This window comes from Paenibacillus sp. FSL E2-0151 (assembly GCF_037993015.1).
GTDB lineage: Bacteria > Bacillota > Bacilli > Paenibacillales > Paenibacillaceae > Paenibacillus > Paenibacillus amylolyticus.
On the sequence record NZ_CP150308.1, the window covers coordinates 1,723,997 to 1,743,200 of the forward strand.

The 19,204-nt window shown below is 46.3% G+C and carries 19 protein-coding genes; 15 read left to right on the top strand and 4 right to left on the bottom strand.

Translation table 11 applies throughout. The features are described from left to right. Positions 1-31: 31 nt before the first annotated feature. From MHI55_RS07920 to MHI55_RS07955, 8 genes are all read left to right on the top strand, one after another. Positions 32-775, top strand: coding sequence for a type II secretion system F family protein (locus MHI55_RS07920; protein ID WP_076251735.1), 744 nt, complete (start codon positions 32-34; stop codon positions 773-775). Between the two features lie 12 nt (positions 776-787). Next, the gene (locus MHI55_RS07925) at positions 788-1,657 is read left to right on the top strand and encodes a type II secretion system F family protein (RefSeq protein ID WP_047842033.1); all 870 of its coding nucleotides are present in this window, start codon (positions 788-790) and stop codon (positions 1,655-1,657) included. Positions 1,658-1,668: 11 nt separating this feature from the next. Continuing rightward, positions 1,669-1,857 carry a Flp1 family type IVb pilin gene (locus MHI55_RS07930; protein ID WP_036669085.1) on the top strand — a complete coding sequence of 63 codons (189 nt, stop codon included), beginning with the start codon at positions 1,669-1,671 and terminating at the stop codon, positions 1,855-1,857. Further along, on the top strand, positions 1,841-2,515 hold the full coding sequence (locus MHI55_RS07935) for a TadE/TadG family type IV pilus assembly protein (protein ID WP_076251550.1): 675 nt from the start codon (positions 1,841-1,843) through the stop codon (positions 2,513-2,515). The genes MHI55_RS07930 and MHI55_RS07935 overlap by 17 nt, the downstream gene beginning before the upstream one ends. A 91-nt stretch (positions 2,516-2,606) precedes the next feature. After that, the gene (locus tag MHI55_RS07940; RefSeq protein WP_340389607.1) at positions 2,607-4,724 is read left to right on the top strand and encodes a hypothetical protein; all 2,118 of its coding nucleotides are present in this window, start codon (positions 2,607-2,609) and stop codon (positions 4,722-4,724) included. After that, positions 4,721-5,785 carry a pilus assembly protein gene (locus MHI55_RS07945; RefSeq protein ID WP_306068494.1) on the top strand — a complete coding sequence of 355 codons (1,065 nt, stop codon included), beginning with the start codon at positions 4,721-4,723 and terminating at the stop codon, positions 5,783-5,785. Before MHI55_RS07940 ends, MHI55_RS07945 begins: the two co-directional genes overlap by 4 nt. Positions 5,786-5,796: 11 nt before the next feature. Next, positions 5,797-6,312, top strand: coding sequence for a prepilin peptidase (locus MHI55_RS07950; RefSeq protein WP_076251552.1), 516 nt, complete (start codon positions 5,797-5,799; stop codon positions 6,310-6,312). A gap of 49 nt (positions 6,313-6,361) precedes the next feature. Beyond that, positions 6,362-8,134: a DUF6382 domain-containing protein gene (locus tag MHI55_RS07955; protein ID WP_076251553.1), complete on the top strand. Its 1,773-nt coding sequence runs from the start codon at positions 6,362-6,364 to the stop codon at positions 8,132-8,134. Positions 8,135-8,146: 12 nt separating this feature from the next. Here the strand turns inward: MHI55_RS07955 and MHI55_RS07960 are convergent, their stop codons facing one another. Both MHI55_RS07960 and MHI55_RS07965 read right to left on the bottom strand, forming a co-directional pair. Further along, on the bottom strand, positions 8,147-9,058 hold the full coding sequence (locus MHI55_RS07960; RefSeq protein ID WP_076251555.1) for a TIGR01777 family oxidoreductase: 912 nt from the start codon (positions 9,056-9,058) through the stop codon (positions 8,147-8,149). 159 nt (positions 9,059-9,217) lie between these two features. Beyond that, complete coding sequence (locus tag MHI55_RS07965) at positions 9,218-9,685, bottom strand: DUF2621 domain-containing protein (protein ID WP_036610792.1); 468 nt, start codon at positions 9,683-9,685, stop codon at positions 9,218-9,220. A gap of 170 nt (positions 9,686-9,855) precedes the next feature. Between MHI55_RS07965 and MHI55_RS07970 the strand changes: the two genes are divergently transcribed. Both MHI55_RS07970 and purU read left to right on the top strand, forming a co-directional pair. After that, the gene (locus tag MHI55_RS07970; RefSeq protein WP_036669096.1) at positions 9,856-10,962 is read left to right on the top strand and encodes a deoxyribonuclease IV; all 1,107 of its coding nucleotides are present in this window, start codon (positions 9,856-9,858) and stop codon (positions 10,960-10,962) included. Between the two features lie 42 nt (positions 10,963-11,004). Then, entirely contained in the window at positions 11,005-11,898 is an 894-nt protein-coding gene (purU, locus tag MHI55_RS07975) for a formyltetrahydrofolate deformylase (RefSeq protein WP_017689986.1), read from the top strand. Between the two features lie 74 nt (positions 11,899-11,972). On the opposite strand, the gene MHI55_RS07980 is transcribed toward purU, so the two are convergent. Next, the gene (locus tag MHI55_RS07980; protein ID WP_076251557.1) at positions 11,973-12,452 is read right to left on the bottom strand and encodes a hypothetical protein; all 480 of its coding nucleotides are present in this window, start codon (positions 12,450-12,452) and stop codon (positions 11,973-11,975) included. Between the two features lie 436 nt (positions 12,453-12,888). Between MHI55_RS07980 and tkt the strand changes: the two genes are divergently transcribed. The 5 genes from tkt to MHI55_RS08005 all read left to right on the top strand — a co-directional run bounded on the left by tkt (position 12,889) and on the right by MHI55_RS08005 (position 18,407). Beyond that, complete coding sequence (gene tkt / locus MHI55_RS07985) at positions 12,889-14,931, top strand: transketolase (protein WP_076251558.1); 2,043 nt, start codon at positions 12,889-12,891, stop codon at positions 14,929-14,931. A gap of 149 nt (positions 14,932-15,080) precedes the next feature. Continuing rightward, positions 15,081-15,398 carry a pyrimidine/purine nucleoside phosphorylase gene (locus MHI55_RS07990; protein ID WP_017689983.1) on the top strand — a complete coding sequence of 106 codons (318 nt, stop codon included), beginning with the start codon at positions 15,081-15,083 and terminating at the stop codon, positions 15,396-15,398. A gap of 236 nt (positions 15,399-15,634) precedes the next feature. Continuing rightward, the gene (locus tag MHI55_RS07995; protein WP_017689982.1) at positions 15,635-16,990 is read left to right on the top strand and encodes a glucose-6-phosphate isomerase; all 1,356 of its coding nucleotides are present in this window, start codon (positions 15,635-15,637) and stop codon (positions 16,988-16,990) included. Positions 16,991-17,166: 176 nt separating this feature from the next. Then, on the top strand, positions 17,167-17,799 hold the full coding sequence (locus tag MHI55_RS08000; RefSeq protein ID WP_340390581.1) for a YigZ family protein: 633 nt from the start codon (positions 17,167-17,169) through the stop codon (positions 17,797-17,799). Between the two features lie 5 nt (positions 17,800-17,804). Continuing rightward, positions 17,805-18,407 carry a TetR/AcrR family transcriptional regulator gene (locus MHI55_RS08005; RefSeq protein WP_036669101.1) on the top strand — a complete coding sequence of 201 codons (603 nt, stop codon included), beginning with the start codon at positions 17,805-17,807 and terminating at the stop codon, positions 18,405-18,407. 190 nt (positions 18,408-18,597) lie between these two features. Here the strand turns inward: MHI55_RS08005 and MHI55_RS08010 are convergent, their stop codons facing one another. Further along, positions 18,598-18,999 carry a secondary thiamine-phosphate synthase enzyme YjbQ gene (locus MHI55_RS08010; protein WP_036669103.1) on the bottom strand — a complete coding sequence of 134 codons (402 nt, stop codon included), beginning with the start codon at positions 18,997-18,999 and terminating at the stop codon, positions 18,598-18,600. Between the last annotated feature and the right edge of the window lie 205 nt (positions 19,000-19,204).

Here is a 19,204-nt window from a genome sequence, read left to right on the forward strand (position 1 = left end):
AAGGTGATTACTGTTGGGTGAAGCCAGACAGATGTTGACGGATTACACCGTATATACGCTTTCCCGGAGACAACGAATGGTCTGTATGCTGATTAGTGGTCTGCTGTTTTTTGGCATCGGAATTCTGTTCTACCATCACTGGTTGGCTGGAGCGATCCTGGCTGCGGGTTGCATATGGGTACCAAAACATTGGACTAAAGTGCTGTTGGAACGAAGAAGAATGACACTCAGTTTACATTTTAAGCAAGCGTTATATGCATTATCTTCGGCACTGGCCGCAGGAAAATCGGTGGAAAATGGATTCAAGGAATCCGTGGAGGATCTGCGGATGTTGAACCCGGAAGCGGATACCGATCTGATTCGTGAGTTCACGATATTGCGGACACGGATGGAGTATGGACAACCAATTGAAGAGGCACTACAGGATTTTTCGGATCGGGCGCAGATTGAAGATATTACGAACTTTGCAGATGTGTTCATTACGTGCAAACGAACTGGCGGGGATCTGGTTGAGGTTGTGCGTCGTACCTCTGCGGTGATTGGTGAGAAGCTGGATATTCAGCAGGATATTATGGTCGCGGTATCGCAGAAAAAGTTCGAATCAAAGGTGATGTTTGCCGCTCCATTTATTTTTCTGATATTCCTCAATCTGACCGCCAAGGACTTTATGGAGCCGTTATATAGCGGGATGGGGTACCTCATCTCTAGTGGAGCATTGGTAGTACTCGCCTGCTGTTATATGTGGATTAATCGCATTATGGATATCAAAGTATAAGGAGCTGAAACGATGCTGCTTCCCGTTATAGTCGCAGGGATGCTCGGAGCGGGATGGCTGGTGCTGGATCGAACCCGGGGGCAGACCTACCGGCATCTGCGCAAGCTGGATATGGAAGGATTACGACTGAAAAAATTGCATGGTCCCTTCCTGTTTATATTGGACAAGTTCGAGATTGGACGCAGATTGCCAGTGCTCATGTTTCGAATGCAACATGCCATTCAGAAAATGTACGGCATACAGCACAGTGGAGAGAAAACGATGCTGTATTGCGCCGAGATGTTGACCTACACGTGGCTCATGCTGCTGGTGGGCTGCCTGTTATCACTCGTTGGAGATATGGGCATCGGAGGTATGGTGGGTGGGCTCGCGCTCGGTGCAGCGTTGCCTTTTGCGCTCTACAAAGACCTCAATACAAAGGTGCAGCGAAGAGACCAGGATATTCTTATGGAACTGCCTGAGCTACTGAACCGAATTGTACTGCTGGTTGGCGCAGGGGAAACCGTGCAACGTGCCATCGTTCACTGTGTGACAAGCCAGGGGGAACGGAATCATCCGTTGTACAACGAACTCAGAAAGACGGTGGGGGATTGGAATAATGGTTACTCTTTTCAACAATCATTTGAACAGTTCAGTCGTCGCTGCGGCGTACAGGAAGTGACGATTTTTACGACAACAGTGCTGCTGAATTTCCGACGTGGGGGAGGTGACTTTGTATTGGCGCTGCGGGATCTGTCACATGTGTTGTGGGAGAAACGCAAGGCTGTCAGTCGGGCGAAGGGAGAACAGGCTTCTTCCAAACTGGTGTTTCCAATGGTACTGATCTTTTTTACGATTGTGGTCATGATCGGGGCACCTGCTTTTATGATGATGAATATGTAGGAGGAATTGGGATGATGGAAGTGTTAAAAAACAAGGTAAGCGCATTTTGGAAAGAAGAGGACGGACTCGGCACGTTGGAACTGATTCTGATTATCGGGGTTATTATCATTATTGCTTTGATTTTTAAAAACCAAATTAAGACGTTGGTAGAGAGACTGTTAACTAATGTGAGTAATAAAAGTAATGAATTTTTCGAATAACAAGTTCAAAAAGGAAGAAGGGAGCTTCACCGTTGAAGCTTCCCTGATCTTCCCTGTTGTGCTGTTTATTCTTGTGTTATTGCTTTTTTTCACCATGTACATGTATCAAAAGACATTCTTGAATCAACATGCTTATGCAGCTTCGGAACGTGCAGCCTATAGCTGGGACAACAGCCACAAACAGGCGATGACGGGTGAATATGGTGTTGGAGAACATGACAATCTGTACTGGAGACTGACGGACGATCGTATGCTTGGAGCACTGTTTGGCTGGGCGGGAGCGGATAATCAGGTTAGCGTCTCTATACCTGGTGGTGAAGGTGGCAATCTCTCGGAACAGAAATTAGCACAAGCGGTGCAACATATGCCCTCAGCTATGAAAGGAACGATTGAGTATCAGAATTCTCTGATTCAGCGGAAAGTAACAACCAAGCTGGAACAAGTAATTTCTTTGCCTCTTCCTTCTTTTTTGTTCGATTCAGGTAACCGTGTCCTCACTCAAGGATCGTCCGCAGTTGTTGAACCGGTTGAATTCATTCGAACGGTAGATTTAATCCGGTATTATGCAGCCAAGTTTAAAGGGAAAGGCGGTGCGGCGACCAGTACAGCGGCAGAAGCCGGACTGGTTGTGCAGCATTTTGGCAAAAGCAAAAAGTGAGAAAAGGAGGAGGGCGGAGCTGTTTAGAAAAAAAGACGGTGAGTCGGGAGCCGTAACCCTTTTTTTAATATTAATATTGGCCGGAGTTTATATGTTTGTCGCAATATTTATTGATTACGCTCGTATAGCGGCATTCAAGGTGCAGACCGAACGCATGACTCATGCTGCGATGAGATCCGTCATGTCAGCCTATGACACATCACTCCGGGAGTATGGTCTATTCGGGTATGGCGACAGCAGTGGGGATGCAATTATGGCTAAAGTGTTGAATGATAGCGTGAAGCCTTCAGCTGTAAAAGATGGATTCCCCATTCTGGATATCCAGTGGGATACAACTTCGCTGAGCATGGAGCGTGAACTGGGCAGATACGATATATTTAATCGCCAGATTCAGGAGGATATGAAGTATCGGGCTCCGGTTGATTTTACCCTTGAAGTGATCAATCGGTTCAAACCGATATCAGACGAGATGAAGGAAGCCGCGCACACGGTAGACTTGCTGAAAAAATTACAGAAGTTATATGACAAACGTGAAGAATTACTGGATGAAGCCATTGCCAATCAGACAGAATCCGCGGAGAAACTGAAGAATCTTCCAAAGTTGATCATGGACCCGCCTTCACAGGCCATCTATGAAGAGATGCTGGAAGATACACCAGAGACAGCTGCCGAGGCAGCGGCACGTTATGCAGATTATCTGAACAAGAAACAGGCGGATGAGGGACTGCCATTCAGAGAGCAACAATACATATTGGAACTGGCTCGTTATCGGACTGGTGTTGGTAATGTGGTGACAGGCATCAGCATGATCATACAGCCCGCGTTACAGGCCCATCAAACAAAGCTGGAGGAAGCACAGTCCAAAATCGAAGAAGCGCGCAAAGTTAATGAGGAAATGAAACGTGTGATCGCGGAGGGGGAGAACCGTTCGCAGAATGCGAGCTATGACAACGTGGGCAACTCGAGTTTGCCTGGAACGAGTCCTGCATCTACTGGATCAGGCAGTGAAGCTAAAAGCACGCGTTCTCTTGCTTCGGAGCTTGTGAGGGCAGATAGCCTATTTGATCAATTGAAGGCACGGGTTGTTTCCCAGAATTCGGACTTCTCTAACGTCAGAAGAGACAACATGGAATTGAATACACAGCTTCGCAGTGTCACGGCCATGAGCGGTGTTCCGATTAAACCGGCGGTCAGACAGGCAAGTCAGGTTACGGAACGATATATTGACACCTATGTACGTAGCGGTCCTTCCAATCTCATCCAACAGAGTAAACAGCAGCTGGAGAGTGGTCGTGGGTCGGATGCCCAGCGCAAAGCAAATGACAAAGAATCCAAAGGGAAATTGAAGGAAGTCAAACGAATCTTGTCGCAGATTCAGAATGGAAGCTCGGGTTCCATGGACGCTTTCAAACAGTTGGAGGAATATTACAACGCTAATATTGCTTTTAACGAGGCTAGTCGTGAGGAAGCCAAAAAGGCAGAGATTGCTGGAGATCCCTATGACTCTGGTGGCGATGCCATGAAAGGGATGGACAGTTTGTTTGGCGGGATGTCCGGTCTGCTGGACAGTCTTGGCGACGAATTGTTTCAGAATGAATATGCTTTAGCCTATTTCAACTCCATGGATTTTGGTCAGTTATTTACCTGGACTGAAGGTAGTGGAGATGCTGGTGATGTTTTCAAACTGGAGAATCAGGAACTGGAGTATATCGTTTACGGGTTTCATAATCCTTCGGGTAACATCGCTGCGGCATATGCGGAGATATTTGGTATGCGGCTGGCTATTCGGACGGCAGAAGGGTTAATTGAGCACAGCAAGCTTGGGAATCCACTTCTGGTTTTATCGGCGGCAATCTTATACGGGATTACAAACGCCATCGCGGATATGGTGAAACTAGCAAAAGAGGGCAGTGTGGAATTGTCCAAGTATATCAAAGTCAAACTGACGTACAGGGACCATCTCCGATTGTTCCTATTGATGCATAGCAACAATGAACGCAAAATGTCCAGAATGCTGGCGCTAATTCGAATGAATACCGGTGTGAATCCAGATGAGAAACAGACGTATGCTTCGGGTAACATGCGTAGTAGCATCAAGCTGTGGTTTTTACCAGGGGTGGTTAGAAGCATCGGTGCAGTTATGGGTAGTGCGGACCAAGTTGAAGATGGACGATTTTTCATTGAGCGGAAGGCGGATTATTCCTATTGAATGATCAGGATCGTTTCGGTGGAGGGATTATGGATAAGCAGCAACATTATGAAAAAGAAAGCGCACAAAAGCAGATTCGTTTAACACGAATAATCAGATTGCAGCGTTTGAAGTCTCTCAAAAAGCAGATATGTTCTCAAAAAAAGGAACAGGGTAGCATGGTTCTGGAAGCTTCACTGGTGTTACCTGTCTTTATATTCTTTATCATGTTTCTCATCTTCATAGTGCAAATGACTCTAATCTCCACAGCGTTACAGAGCACGGCGGGTGAAGCGGTGAAGCAATTGTCAACGAAAATATATCCCGTTTCCCTTGCATTCACACCTTCTGATTCTGCTGGCGGAGAAGGTTCAGGAGGGGGTTGGAAGATACCAGAGTTATCACTGACGGAATGGGCAGAAGGTTATGCTTCTTCTCTACCCGAGCCTTTAAGTGATTGGGTACGTTCAGCGGCGGCCAGTGGTGAACAGCCACTACAGGAGATCAAAACATCCGTCTTGGAAACCGTACTTGATCCCACGGTAAAACCGCTGCTTCGACCTTTTATCGAGCCAACGCTGCTTAATATGGAACGTGTTCATGTGAATGGTATTTCGATACCTGATCTCAAAAACAAAACAAATCCATATTTCCGACTTGAACTGAGTTATGAATTGCCTATAAAAGTCCCCTTTCTCAGTAAACGGCTTCGGATTCAGGCTGCTGCGGCAGAACGGGTATGGATTGGAGATACCGGAGAAGGATCAGATGGCAGCGCAGGAGACGGGGATACTGCGGGTTCAGCAACGGTACTGTCGAAGCCTGACCCGGCATACATAGGCAACAATGCAACGATTAAGGTGAAGGTAGAACCAGGAGCGACAGCCAACTTAACGATATTTTACAAGTCAGGTGAAAGTTCTGCGAAGCACATCGGCTGGGCCACCGCAGATGAGAATGGAATTATTGAATGGAATTGGTTTGTTGGTACTCGGACAACAGAAGGAACATGGAGTTTTGTTGTCGAGACAGGGGACGGTGCCAAGACGGAGACTACGTTTACCGTGGCCTCCAGAAAATAAGTGAGGAGATGATGGAGGTGGAGTGGTTTTACATTGCCTGTGGCATATACATCATTGCAGCTTTTATTACAGATATTCGTTCAATGAAAATTCCAAATCGATTGACTTTACCCGTGACTGTTGCAGGCGTATTGGCCCACATCATATGGGGAGGTTGGGATGGTTTCTTGTTCTCAGCCGCTGGATTTGCAGCAGGTTTTGGCATTTTGTTTCTGATGTATGCGATTGGAGCCGTAGGGGCAGGAGATGTGAAATTGTTTGGTGGGATTGGCGCATGGACGGGACTTGCTTTTGGCATTCATGTCATTATTTACTCCGTTTTGTACGCGGGCGCAATTGGTCTAGTAATACTTCTATTCCGTAAAGATTCAGCGAAACGAATTCGAGGCATGGCAGGTAGTCTTGCAGGTTTTTTCATGCTCGGTTCGCTCAAGCTGGTAAACAAAGAGAAGACATTGAAGTTTCCGTTTATGCTGGCGGTGTTACCTGGATTTATCACGGTCCTTGTCTCAGGACTTTTCCCTTAAGTGAAGAAGTAGAGAAATTTGAGAATAACAATGGAAAGAGAGGATTGGCATGTATGGATTAACGAGAGATTTTATTCGTAACGGCGGAGCGTTCATGGTTTTGGAGAAAGCAGACGGGTTACGAATGGAGGAATTGAGCCGTGTACAGATGGGGATGTTGTCCTCCAATCAGATTCCGCGACTTCTTCCTGTTCATATTCGGGAAGTCGATCGAAATGTAACTTTGCAGTACGACATATCAGGGTACAAGATGTTATCTCAGATGTTAAAGTCAAGCAAAATCAAATTGCGTGTTCTGTATGGTTTGTTGTTCCAACTAGCCGATGCCTTCACGGAATGCCGACAGTATATGTTGGAGCCTCGTAAATTATTGATCCAGGAAGAGTCTTTGTTCATTAACGGTTCATTCGAACAGGGTGAACTTGGAATGGTATATGTGCCAATCATGGATACAGTTGAAGTTGATCCAACACCTCAGCAATTCCGTGAACTAGTGATCAGATTGATGGCACATGTACAGGAACTGCAGGGAGAAGGTATTCAGCGTGTTCTGCAGTTATGTGACAACGAACGCTGGGATATCAGACAGTTGCGCGAGCTTCTGCTGGAGTTATACGCTGACGAGCAAGAGAATGGAGGAGGCGCAGCATTTCTCTCGTCCAGAACTTTGGACACACCCAATGATCCAAGAGGTGATCTTCATTCGTCGATTTCTGAGCGAGATAGCAGGCTAGCCACTGGTACTTCTCGGCCATATCAACCCGGTCCTCCCGTTCAAAATGTTGGTGTAGGGCCGCAACTAAATTTCCGTCAGCCGCAGAAAACAAGTGAATTCGAGGTTGAAGACATTCCGGTGAGATCTCGAACCTTTCCAGGCAGGCGCTCACCTGAGCAAGTTCCATTAGAGAGTTCAAACGGTATGGATAAGAAAGGAAGTAACTCGTATGATTCGCTAGAGCGTGTTGATATGGAAGTGGAGGAAAAGCCTGGATCTTCCAAAGTAACTTATATCATATTGGGCTGTATGGTTGCCATGGCATTGGTATGGAGATTTATTTACATGGAGCAACCGGGACAGACGCAGATGATCCTGTGTATGGTACTCAGCCTTGGCTTGCTTGGTGTAGCAGGATGGACGTGGAAGCGTAAGGGAAGCCCTCATAATGCCTCAGAGAATAAGCGGTCTTTTTCATTCAATTTAGGTAAGAACAAAGGTAAGCAGACGGATGATGAAGAGGAGCAATTTCAGGAGAGTTGGCGCTGGAATGCAGCTGAAAGGCCAGTGGAACGCATAAACCAAACGGTTGCATCCGCCTCAGAAGGTGGTAGCGAGCATTCCCGTTTTCAAAATTTGCATATGGCATCTGAACACTCCGAACCACCGTTCGTTCAACGCCATGTGGAAACGGTAGCTTCAACTTCAGAGCTAATTCGACAGGATGCAGTTGCAGAGGCAACCGTGAATTTGCAGAATCTGAGTGGAAGTAATGTTACAGGGGTAGGCCCGGTGATGGCGTTTTATTATCTTGAACGAAGATCGGGAAGCAGTGACCAACATGAACGGATGGATGTGCAAGGAGCATCTTTTGTCATCGGAAGATCAGCAGACATGGTTCAGTGGGTGGACAAAGCGACCGGGGTGTCCCGTGCTCATGTGGAATTGAGCCGGAACAAATCGGGCTATGTGATTAAGGATCTGGGTTCCGTCAATGGAACCATTCTTCAGGGCAATATTCTTGCTCCGTATAAGGAGTATCCATTGGCGGATGGAGACACATTTACACTTGCGGAATCAGTCTACACTTATCGGTCGGTTGGATAAGACATAGTTCAATCAGTCAGATAAGCCGCGGTGTTTCAGATCTTCCAGTGCCTGGGTTAAGGTTGGGAAGGTGAACTGGAATCCGTGGTCGAGAGCTTTTTGCGGAATGACTCTCTGCCCTTGAAGCACGACAACGGATAGTTCTCCGACCAAGGTTTTAATCAGGAAGCTGGGTACGGGGAACCAGTGAGGGCGATGATACACTTTACCGACCGTACGACCGAATTCATCATTGGTAACAGGGTTCGGTGAGGAAGCATTGACCGGACCTGACACTTGTTTATTTTGAATGCTAAAATCAATGAGTCTTACGATATCCATAATGTGAATCCAGCTAGTCCATTGCTTGCCACTGCCGATCTTGCCACCAACACCTAGCATATAAGGAAGTTTCATCAATGGAAAAGCACCTCTTTTATGTCCAAGCACCAGACTCACCCGGATTTTAACGAGTCTTACATCTTTGATAGCATCTGCAGCAACTTCCCATTGTTCCGAGACCCGGGAGGGGAAATTCATTGATTTTTGCGGACTGCTCTCGTCAAAGGTTTCGTTAGGAGAGGTTCCATAGATGGCCATGGCAGAAGCCTGAACGACCACTTCCGGCTTTTGTTCAAGGGATTCTACCAATCGGGCTACCCGCGCTACGGTCGTGACTCTGGATTCAACAATTTCCAGCTTCGCCTTGGTTGTCCAACGTTGATTCAGCGTTTCTCCGGCAAGGTTAACGAGAGCGTCCATACCTTCCAGCAAGTGAGGTTGTTCTTCGACTTGTTCCCACGATATATATGTAAGATTTTTACTTGGATTATGCAAGTCAGGCAGTTTTCGTGTAATAACTTTCACATGGTGCCCGGCTTGCAACCAGTAATCTACAAGTGCTCCTCCTACAAATCCGGTACCTCCACAAATGGCAATTTTCATATCAAACATCCTCTCTGTATTTTCACTGCGCTGATACATACCGTTGGATCGACAAACAGCCCCGTACGGTAAGCAATGCCTGTTGGGAACAACTTACCTGACGGAGCATATCTGTATCTAATTAACCAAATCTATATGCCACTTAACTCATCTTTTATTTTATTTAATCAAATGTTGATAAGGGGAATAATCGATTTTGTTTTTCTCCAAAAATTTTACCAAAAACTTATTGTCCCGCTTCGGTGTGGCAATAATGTATCCTTTGATGCAATGATCTCTCGATACTTCCGTGGCATTGTCTTCGACTGCAATCTTACCGATCTCTGCAGCAATGGAATGTTTGGCGATGTCACGAAATGGCCCGGGCACAGGCTCCACTAGTTGATCCAAAAAAGCTTTGGCTTCATCTGTCCATAAGTGACGGCTGGCTTCAACCCAATAATTCTGCCAATCCAGTTTGGACTTTCCGTCTGCTTTTGGTAGCACTTTCAAAAACTTGCGCATCATGAAAAATCCACCGATACACATGCTGCCTAGCAATAAAAAAGTCCAGAATGCGATCGTATTCATAAACCAATTGCTGGGGGAATAGCTGTTCAGTATTATCGCGTAGGAGTCGAAAATCATTGCGGAGTCACCTCGGTTCATTGATTTTCACGGAAAGACGGATTCCGCCTACCCATGTTCCACATATTAGCTGTAAAAAATAGCCTCTATCCCGAATTATAGCGCATTTCTAGATTTATTTCGATAATCGCGTTAGAATAAGGGATAATTCAGAATAAGGGGGATCAATAATGCTGAAAATCGGCTCCCACGTGTCCTTTTCGGACAAGGGATTATTGAGTGCAACGAAGGAAGCGTCCTCGTACGGTTCCAGTTCGTTTATGATATATACGGGTGCACCACAGAATACACGTCGCAAGCCAATTGAGTCCATGTATATTGAAGAAGGCAAGGTTGCCATGCAAGAGGGTGGAATGGAAGATATCGTTGTCCATGCACCGTACATTGTTAATCTTGGCTCATACAAAGATAATACGTTTAGACTGGCTGTAGATTTCCTTCAGGAAGAGATTCGTCGGACACATGCTATTGGTGTGAAGAACATCGTATTACATCCCGGCGCATTTACAGACAAAGATGCCCACTATGGGATCGGACGGATCGCAGAAGGATTGAATGAAGTGCTGGAGGGTGTGAAAGACACGGATGTGAACATCGCTCTGGAGACCATGGCTGGCAAAGGTACGGAGATGGGTCGCAGTTTCGAAGAGATCGCTCAGATTATCGAGAAAGTAACATATAACGAGCGCCTGACTGTGTGTATGGATACATGTCACATTCATGATGCCGGATATGATATCGTTAATGATTTTGACGGTGTACTGGAACAATTCGATCGTACGGTAGGACTTGACCGCATTGCCGTAATGCATATTAATGATAGTAAGAATGCTGTGGGTGCGCACAAGGACCGTCATACACCAATTGGCTCTGGCTGGATCGGGTTTGAAGCGATTAACAGCATCGTCAACCATGAGAAGCTTCAAGGACGTCCATTTATTCTGGAGACACCTTGGATTGGTAAAGAGTCCAAGACACAGCGTCCAATGTATGAGGTTGAGATTGCGCTGCTTCGTGGGGATGTTGCCGGTCGATTTGGCCAGGAATTCCTGACTGAAGTAGAACAGTTGCAACACTTTTTCAAAGGTAAAGAGATTGAGTCTCGTTCGTATATTCTGGATGTGTGGACGTTGCTCAAAAATGATGCCAAAGCCAAAAAGGCAGATCCGCGCGAACCGCTGGAACGCCTCTATGACATGGTGACTGAAGCTGCACTATTCCCGCATTTGAATGAAGAACAACTGAATCATCGCTTGATTGCATGGCTTGCGGGTTAATCCCGCAGGTCATGGCTTAATTGAAGGAGGAAGAATAACCCGATGGAGATCCACGCTAAACAAGTACGCCCTGATTCTAAAAACCGCGCCGATCGTGCGCGCATGCTTATTTCCTGTCCTGATGGTCCAGGAATTGTAGCTGCCGTATCTCATTTCCTACACCAGCATGGTGCAAACATTGTTCAGTCGGACCAGTATACAATGGACCCTGCTGGCGGCATGTTCTTTATGCGAATTGAGTTTGATCTTCCGCAATTGTTGGTCAATTTGCCGAAACTGGAAGCCGATTTTGCAGAAGTGGCAAGCCGTTTCCAAATGGAATGGACGTTATCTGCGGTTAGCCGCAAGAAGAAACTGGCTATCTTTGTATCCAAAGAAGATCACTGTCTGGTTGAATTATTGTGGCAATGGCAGGCAGGCGATCTGGATGCCGATATTGCTCTTGTGGTCAGCAACCATCTGGACATGAAGGATTATGTAGAATCATTTGGCATTCCATATCATCATATCCCAGTTACAGCAGATACGAAGAAAGAAGCGGAACAGCGCCAACTGGACGTCATCGGCAACGATGTGGATGTGATCATTTTGGCTCGTTACATGCAGATTATCTCTCCGATGTTCATTGAGCACTACCGCAATCGAATCATTAATATTCACCATTCGTTCCTGCCAGCCTTCGTGGGTGGTAAACCGTATGCGCAGGCGTACAACCGCGGTGTCAAAATAATCGGTGCGACAGCGCACTATGTTACGGAAGAACTGGATGGCGGCCCGATTATTGAACAGGATGTGCAGCGTGTAAGCCACGGGGACGATGTAACCGAGCTGAAGCGTATTGGACGTACCATTGAGCGTGTTGTGCTCGCACGTGCCGTGAAATGGCATGTCGAAGACCGCGTGCTTGTTCACGAAAATAAAACCGTTGTATTTTAAGCTCACGCTTTAATACTGTGCAAGGTTGATTCGGAACCACGTAATAGACTAACAATAAAGCGACCCCAATTCGTTTACGAAGCGGGAGTCGCTTTTTTTGTTGTGTTGATATACTTTCCGCACAAGCCAAGCACAATACCAAACAGCAGATGTCCAACAATCCAGTAGAGGATGGCGGACACATCGTATAGGTCTGGCACACGTGATGACATTTGAGAGAGTGGGATATAGAGCAAGGACGAGACCGCACCAAGTAAAATTCCTTTGATCATAGGGCGGCCTGAATGCCTTACCCACCACAGATAGAAGATACCGATGACAACGGACACGATTAGATGCAGAGAAAATTCAATGATTTCGGGTAAGGTTGGTGGAAGACCAGGCACAAAATCAATATTCAGCAGCAGGGTATATACTTGTTCACCTGTGTTGGCCTGAATCATTTTGAGGAAAAATCCCAGGACAACTCCGGAGAGAATCCCCGTTAAAATACCAGATATCCAGGGTAATGAGTGTTTTAGCGATGTTGATGGGTGAGCAGCAGGATCTGGCATAATCGCGACCTCCTATGATTGACGCGTGTACATCTGAAAAAAGTAAACCACAGCCCGACTTTCGAATCCATATTCAGGAACATTATATGTGAATTGAGGATGAATATCTAAAAAATGCATGGTTTTCAGGTTAAAGGTTATACTTCATGCGATGGATTTGCGAGGCGCCTTAAGTCTGTTTTTGGAATTTAGTACCTTGTACAGTACGATTTTTGCTTGATAGGCCAAGGAATATTCATCACAGAGCACCGATTTTTCACGAACTTCTAAAAGAAGGTTATGGAAAAGCTTCACGCCAAGTGATACAATACAAAAGTGAATAAGTCAAAATGAAACACTCAAGCGGATTCACTTATTGTGAAATTCGGTTTGCTTGTATGATGAGAGGGATTCGCTTGCGCACCCGACTTATCTAAAGACATGAGGAGGACAAACCATGACTGACAAGAACGAAGCGATTCAAAAGGACGAGAACACTACAATCGACAACCTGTCGATTACTACCGTACGTACTTTGGCGATTGATGCAATTGAGAAGGCAAATTCCGGACACCCGGGTATGCCTATGGGCTCCGCTCCAATGGGGTACCAACTTTTTGCAAAAACGATGACTCATAACCCGGACCACCCAACTTGGGTTAACCGGGACCGTTTTGTCCTGTCTGCAGGACATGGCTCCATGTTGCTGTACAGCTTGCTGCACCTGAGCGGATATGATCTTCCAATGGAAGAACTGAAACAGTTCCGTCAATGGGGAAGCAAAACTCCGGGTCACCCGGAATTCGGACATACTGCAGGTGTTGATGCAACTACAGGCCCACTGGGTCAAGGTATTGCAATGGCTGTAGGTATGGCGATGGCTGAAGCTCAACTGGGCGCAACATACAATAAAGACAAATTCAACGTAGTTGACCACTACACTTACGCAATCTGTGGTGATGGTGACTTGATGGAAGGTGTATCTCATGAATCAGCTTCCCTTGCTGGACGTTTGCACTTGGGCAAACTGATCATGTTGTTCGACTCCAATGACATCACGTTGGATGGTAAATTGGATCTGTCTTCTTCCGAAAGCATCGCGAAGCGTTTTGAAGCTTATGGCTGGCAAGTGCTGCGCGTTGAAGATGGTAACGATCTGCCTGCAATCGAAAAAGCAATTCAGGAAGGTCAAGCAGATACACTGCGTCCTACACTGATCGAAGTTAAAACGGTTATCGGTTATGGTAGCCCGAACAAACAAGGTAAAGGCGGCCACGGCGGTACTCACGGATCTCCACTGGGTGCAGACGAAGCCAAATTGACTAAAGAGTATTACAAATGGGTTTACGAAGAAAACTTCCACGTACCAGCTGAAGTTCGCGATCACTTTGCACAAGTGAAAGATCGTGGTATCTCTGCTAACAAAGCTTGGGACGAGAAATTTGCCGAGTACAAAAAAGCTTTCCCTGAGCTGGCAGCTCAATTCGAAACAGCGATTAACGGCGACCTTCCAGAAGGTTGGGACCGTGATCTTCCTAAATATGCAGCAACAGACAAAGCTCTTTCCACTCGTGTAGCATCCGGTAACGCTCTGAATGGTCTGGCGCACAACGTGCCACAACTGACAGGTGGATCTGCTGACTTGGAAAGCTCCACAATGACTCACTTGAACAACCTGGAGAACTTCACACCTGAAGATTACTCCGGCCGTAACATCTACTTCGGTATCCGTGAATTCGGTATGGCTGGAGCAATGAACGGTATGGCACTGCACAGCGGTGTGAAAGTATTCGGAGGTACGTTCTTCGTATTTACCGATTACCTGCGTCCGGCTGTTCGTCTGGCTGCCCTGATGGGATTGCCTGTAACGTACGTTCTGACTCACGACAGTATCGCTGTTGGTGAAGACGGTCCTACGCACGAACCGATCGAGCAATTGGCATCCCTGCGTATCATTCCTAACCTGACGGTTATTCGTCCGGCTGATGGTAATGAAACTTCGGCTGCTTGGGCTTACGCGCTTGAGAACAAGAGCAACCCGGTTGCACTCGTACTCACTCGTCAAAACCTGCCGATCCTGGAAGGTACGGTTGAAGGTTCACGTGAGAACGTGAAACGTGGTGCTTATGTTGTCTCTGATGCAAAAGATGGCAAAGCGGTAGCACAAATTATCGCTACAGGTTCTGAAGTGCAATTGGCTGTTAAAGCTCAAGTAGCACTTGCAGAACAAGGCATCCAAGTTCGCGTAATCAGCATGCCAAGCTGGGATCTGTTCGAGAAACAAGACAAAGCTTACAAAGAGTCCGTTCTTCTTCCGGATGTTAAAGCTCGTCTTGCGATTGAAATGGCTTATCCAATGGGCTGGGAGAAATATGTTGGAGATCAAGGTGACATTCTCGGAATCAGCACATTTGGTGCATCCGCGCCTGGCGACCGTGTTATCCAAGAGTATGGCTTTACGGTGGATAACGTGGTTAGCCGCGTAAAAGCATTGCTGTAATAGCTTCATAAGCGCTGCTATGATTGGGAGGGCGTCATGCTGTCCTGATCCATGGCAGTAATTTATTTCCGCAGAGATGGGCGGTGACTCGTTATCGCCTTGATCTGTTTTGCCTTTTGTTTTCATTAACTTCAGGGGAGCGGGTACGCATGTCACAATTCGATCAAGTCAGTGTAGTGAAAGAGGCCAACATTTATTATGATGGTCAGGTAACCAGCAGAACGGTTATTTTGGGGGATGGCAGCAAAGTGACTCTGGGCATCATGCTTCCAGGCAGTTATGAGTTCGGTACGGATTCCCGTGAAATTATGGAGATTCTGTCTGGAGATCTGAAAGTATTGCTTCCCGGAGAAGAAGAGTGGCAAGAGATTCAAGGTCAAGCTACGTTCCACGTGCCTGCCGAATCCAAATTTAAACTGGAGATACGCAGCGTTACTGACTACGTCTGCTCGTACCCGGCGGAATAACATAAGAAGGGTAAGCAGAACCGCAACCCGCGGATTCGGTTTACCCTTTTTGCTTCTTGAATTCTAACGACAAAGTTCGAGCTGCAAGCTTGTCAGCCCCGTGGATTTGAAGTATCCTTAAGGCAAGTTGTTTAGAATGGAATACGGACATAATATAAGAGGTTGTTCAAAAAGTCCGCTTTTGATTACAAAGTTTGAACACGCACTATAATCGAAATCAGGAGGTTTTTGAGATCATGGCAAAAAAAGTGACATTTGACTATAGCACGGCATTGCAATTTGTAAATCAGCACGAAGTGGATTATTTCGCAGAACCGATTCGTCTGGCTCATGAGCAGCTTCACAACGGAACAGGAACAGGCTCCGATTATCTGGGCTGGATTGACCTGCCAACGGCTTATGACAAAGAAGAGTTTGCTCGCATTCAAAAAGCGGCTGCCAAAATCCAAAGCGACTCCGAAGTACTGATTGTTATCGGTATCGGTGGATCATACCTGGGTGCACGTGCAGCGATTGAAATGCTGACTCACTCGTTCTATAACAATCTGCCAAAAGACAAACGCAAAACGCCTGAAATCTATTTTGCAGGAAACAATATCAGTTCCACATATGTAACTCATTTGCTGGATCTGGTTGAAGGCAAAGATTTCTCCGTCAACGTTATCTCCAAATCCGGTACAACAACAGAGCCGGCAATTGCTTTCCGTATCTTCCGTGCAGCACTGGAAGAGAAATATGGTAAAGAAGAAGCTCGCAAACGCATCTATGCTACAACAGACAAAGCACGTGGTGCATTGAAAGAACTGGCAAATGCAGAAGGATACGAATCTTTCATTATCCCGGATGATGTAGGTGGACGTTACTCCGTTCTGACAGCTGTAGGTTTGCTGCCAATCGCAGCAGCGGGTATCAGCATCGAAGAAATGATGCAAGGTGCGGCTGACGCATCCAAAGAATACAGCAACCCGAACGTAGCTGAGAATGAAGCATATCAATATGCTGCTGTTCGTAACGCATTGTATCGCAAAGGCAAAGGCACTGAGATCCTTGTAAACTATGAGCCATCCCTGCACTTCGTGTCCGAGTGGTGGAAACAACTGTTTGGAGAGAGTGAAGGTAAAGATTACAAAGGGATCTATCCTGCATCCGTTGATTTCTCTACAGACTTGCACTCCATGGGTCAATTCATCCAGGAAGGTAGCCGGAATATCTTCGAAACTGTTATCCAGGTTACTGAAGTTGCTGAGCATATCTCAATCAAATCCGATCCGGACGATCTGGATGGTTTGAACTTCCTTGAAGGCAAAACTATGGACTTTGTTAACAAAAAAGCGTTCCAAGGAACACTGCTTGCACATACAGATGGTCAAGTACCAAACCTGATTGTGAACATTCCAGATATGACTCCATATTCTTTCGGATATCTGGTATACTTCTTTGAAAAAGCATGCGGTATCAGTGGCTACCTGCTGGGCGTCAATCCATTTGACCAACCAGGCGTGGAAGCTTACAAGAAAAATATGTTCGCATTGCTGGGCAAACCAGGCTTTGAAGAAGAGAAAGCAGCGCTCGAAGCGAGACTTTCCGAATAATTCATCGGTCTGCTCATATAGTTGAATAAGGTAATGTAATTCTAACCGGTAATCACTGTTTGTGTAAGATGCAGGGTTCCCGGATGTAGATAACCAGGGCAGTTCGTCCGCGTTCGCGCGGTGAACTGCTTTCTTGTAAAATGGACTCAGGAAAAGATCAGAAAGTTGGATTTAGGATGATTGAACGTTATCGCACGGTTCGAGGACCGGGCAATCTGGAAATTGTAATCAAGAAGTCGCGATTTATCGGTCATATTATGCCGGTCACGACAGAGGAAGAGGCTGTTGCCTTCATCGATGAGATCAAGAAAAAACATTGGAATGCCACTCATAACTGCTCTGCATACATGATTGGGGAGCGGGACGAGATCCAGAAGCAATCCGATGACGGTGAACCCAGCGGAACAGCAGGGAAACCCATTCTTGAAGTGATCAAAAATCAGAAATTAAAAAATGTGGCAATTGTGGTTACGCGATACTTCGGGGGAATTATGCTTGGAGCTGGCGGGTTAATTCGTGCTTATACGGATGGAGCTGTAGCAGCCATTGAAGCCGGAGAAGCCATTACCAACGTGCTACATCGTGAAGTGTTTGTTGAACTGGATTATACGTGGCTGGGTAAAGTGGAAAATGAGTTAAGAAGCCGGGAAGTCCGTACAGGTGAAACTGGATTCACCGAAAAGGTTACGTTGACTTGTCTTCCGCCGGATAGTGAAACCGAGGCTTTTATAGCCTGGATCACGGATTTGACGCAAGGGCAATCCCGGATCACGGAGGGACAGCGGCTTTATTTTATTGAAGGGGAATAAAATATATGGCTAGAAGAGCAGTCGAACAGGAGTTGTCGAGGGAGCGGATACTGGAGGCGGCGAGGCACCTTTTTATTACCAAAGGATACCGCGCCATTTCGATGCGAAGCATCGGCCAGCATCTGGGCTATAGTCATGGGTCGCTGTATTATCACTTTAAGGAAAAGGCAGAGCTGTTCTATGCCATCGTGGTTGAAGATTTCAATCATCTGGGGCATTTGCTGCTGCAAGCCATGGTCAGGCCGGTTCGTGATGATGTGAGCAAGGTAGAGCACATTATGATGGAGTTTATTCGCTTTGGTCTGGAGAATCCATACCAATACGAAATTATGTTTATGATCAGGGACGAAGAACTGTTGTCTTATTGTCGTACCGAACAGGGACGTTGCTTCGAATTGTTTGCATCGATTATAAGACAGTATATGAATGAAGCGAACTGTACGGAAGAGGATATTCAAAGGGTACCGCGTACGCTATTTTTGGCTATGCACGGATTCATTTCTTATTACATTCAGGACCGTTTAACGTTTGTGGAGATTGAATCGTCTGCGCTGTCTCATGTCAAAGTGCTGTGCCGCAATCTGGGTCAGCAGCCTGGCGACCAATAATGGCGCTGTTGTTGCACCCCTACACTTCAGGGCGGTGATTTGTCATAACTTTAATTCTTTATAACGTTGTCTCGCGAAAGTTAGTAAACGCAGCAGACCAAGTCAGGCGGCTCCGACCCGGAATGAGGGTGGACCGCCTGTTTGTGTTTGCAAAAAATGAACGAGTTGGTGGCAGGCCTATTGGACCCAACTAACCTTCCATGATTTTGAGAAAATACTCCCGCTCACGTGGTCCATCGAATTCGCAAAAGTAAATGCCTTGCCAGCGGCCAAGCAGCAGCCTGCCTTCGTGAATAATTACCGTCTGTGACGGCCCTGTTGTGATCGATTTGAGGTGAGAGGCTGTATTACCTTCGGCATGTCGATACTCGGGATGCTCCCAAGGGTACACTTCGTCAAGGCGTAACAATACATCGTGTTTCACATCCGGGTCAGCATTTTCGTTGATGGCAATACCTGCCGTCGTATGTGGACAGTAGATGAGCACCGTCCCATTCTGCACCCCGCTACTCTGGACAACCTGCTTTACGTCCCATGTGATATCCTTCATTTCATCTCGTGTAGAAGTGGATATATTCTTCTTGTATAACATGTTAAATCACTCCTTAGGATCTCATTTCTTACCCTCGATTGTACCTTAACCACTACATACCAAACAAACCACAATGACGCTGATTATGGGAACTGCACCATAACGAAGAGGACAGAAATAACCTGAAGTGATTTTTATTAATCGTTCTCATATGAGGCCCAATTATATTCAATAAAAGCATTGACGATTAGCACTGCAAACTGGT

What these genes read in the sequence shown, in the direction of transcription:
- MHI55_RS07930 (WP_036669085.1), top strand. Translation starts at nt 1,669, where the DNA reads ATGATGGAAGTGTTAAAAAACAAGGTAAGCGCATTTTGGAAAGAAGAG.
- MHI55_RS07970 (WP_036669096.1), top strand. Translation starts at nt 9,856, where the DNA reads ATGCTGAAAATCGGCTCCCACGTGTCCTTTTCGGACAAGGGATTATTG.
- MHI55_RS07920 (WP_076251735.1), top strand. Translation starts at nt 32, where the DNA reads ATGTTGACGGATTACACCGTATATACGCTTTCCCGGAGACAACGAATG.
- MHI55_RS08000 (WP_340390581.1), top strand. Translation starts at nt 17,167, where the DNA reads ATGATTGAACGTTATCGCACGGTTCGAGGACCGGGCAATCTGGAAATT.
- purU (WP_017689986.1), top strand. Translation starts at nt 11,005, where the DNA reads ATGGAGATCCACGCTAAACAAGTACGCCCTGATTCTAAAAACCGCGCC.
- MHI55_RS07950 (WP_076251552.1), top strand. Translation starts at nt 5,797, where the DNA reads ATGGAGGTGGAGTGGTTTTACATTGCCTGTGGCATATACATCATTGCA.
- MHI55_RS07960 (WP_076251555.1), bottom strand. Translation starts at nt 9,058, where the DNA reads ATGAAAATTGCCATTTGTGGAGGTACCGGATTTGTAGGAGGAGCACTT.
- MHI55_RS07955 (WP_076251553.1), top strand. Translation starts at nt 6,362, where the DNA reads ATGTATGGATTAACGAGAGATTTTATTCGTAACGGCGGAGCGTTCATG.
- tkt (WP_076251558.1), top strand. Translation starts at nt 12,889, where the DNA reads ATGACTGACAAGAACGAAGCGATTCAAAAGGACGAGAACACTACAATC.
- MHI55_RS07995 (WP_017689982.1), top strand. Translation starts at nt 15,635, where the DNA reads ATGGCAAAAAAAGTGACATTTGACTATAGCACGGCATTGCAATTTGTA.
- MHI55_RS07940 (WP_340389607.1), top strand. Translation starts at nt 2,607, where the DNA reads ATGTTTGTCGCAATATTTATTGATTACGCTCGTATAGCGGCATTCAAG.
- MHI55_RS08010 (WP_036669103.1), bottom strand. Translation starts at nt 18,999, where the DNA reads ATGTTATACAAGAAGAATATATCCACTTCTACACGAGATGAAATGAAG.
- MHI55_RS08005 (WP_036669101.1), top strand. Translation starts at nt 17,805, where the DNA reads ATGGCTAGAAGAGCAGTCGAACAGGAGTTGTCGAGGGAGCGGATACTG.
- MHI55_RS07935 (WP_076251550.1), top strand. Translation starts at nt 1,841, where the DNA reads ATGAATTTTTCGAATAACAAGTTCAAAAAGGAAGAAGGGAGCTTCACC.
- MHI55_RS07925 (WP_047842033.1), top strand. Translation starts at nt 788, where the DNA reads ATGCTGCTTCCCGTTATAGTCGCAGGGATGCTCGGAGCGGGATGGCTG.
- MHI55_RS07980 (WP_076251557.1), bottom strand. Translation starts at nt 12,452, where the DNA reads ATGCCAGATCCTGCTGCTCACCCATCAACATCGCTAAAACACTCATTA.
- MHI55_RS07990 (WP_017689983.1), top strand. Translation starts at nt 15,081, where the DNA reads ATGTCACAATTCGATCAAGTCAGTGTAGTGAAAGAGGCCAACATTTAT.
- MHI55_RS07965 (WP_036610792.1), bottom strand. Translation starts at nt 9,685, where the DNA reads ATGATTTTCGACTCCTACGCGATAATACTGAACAGCTATTCCCCCAGC.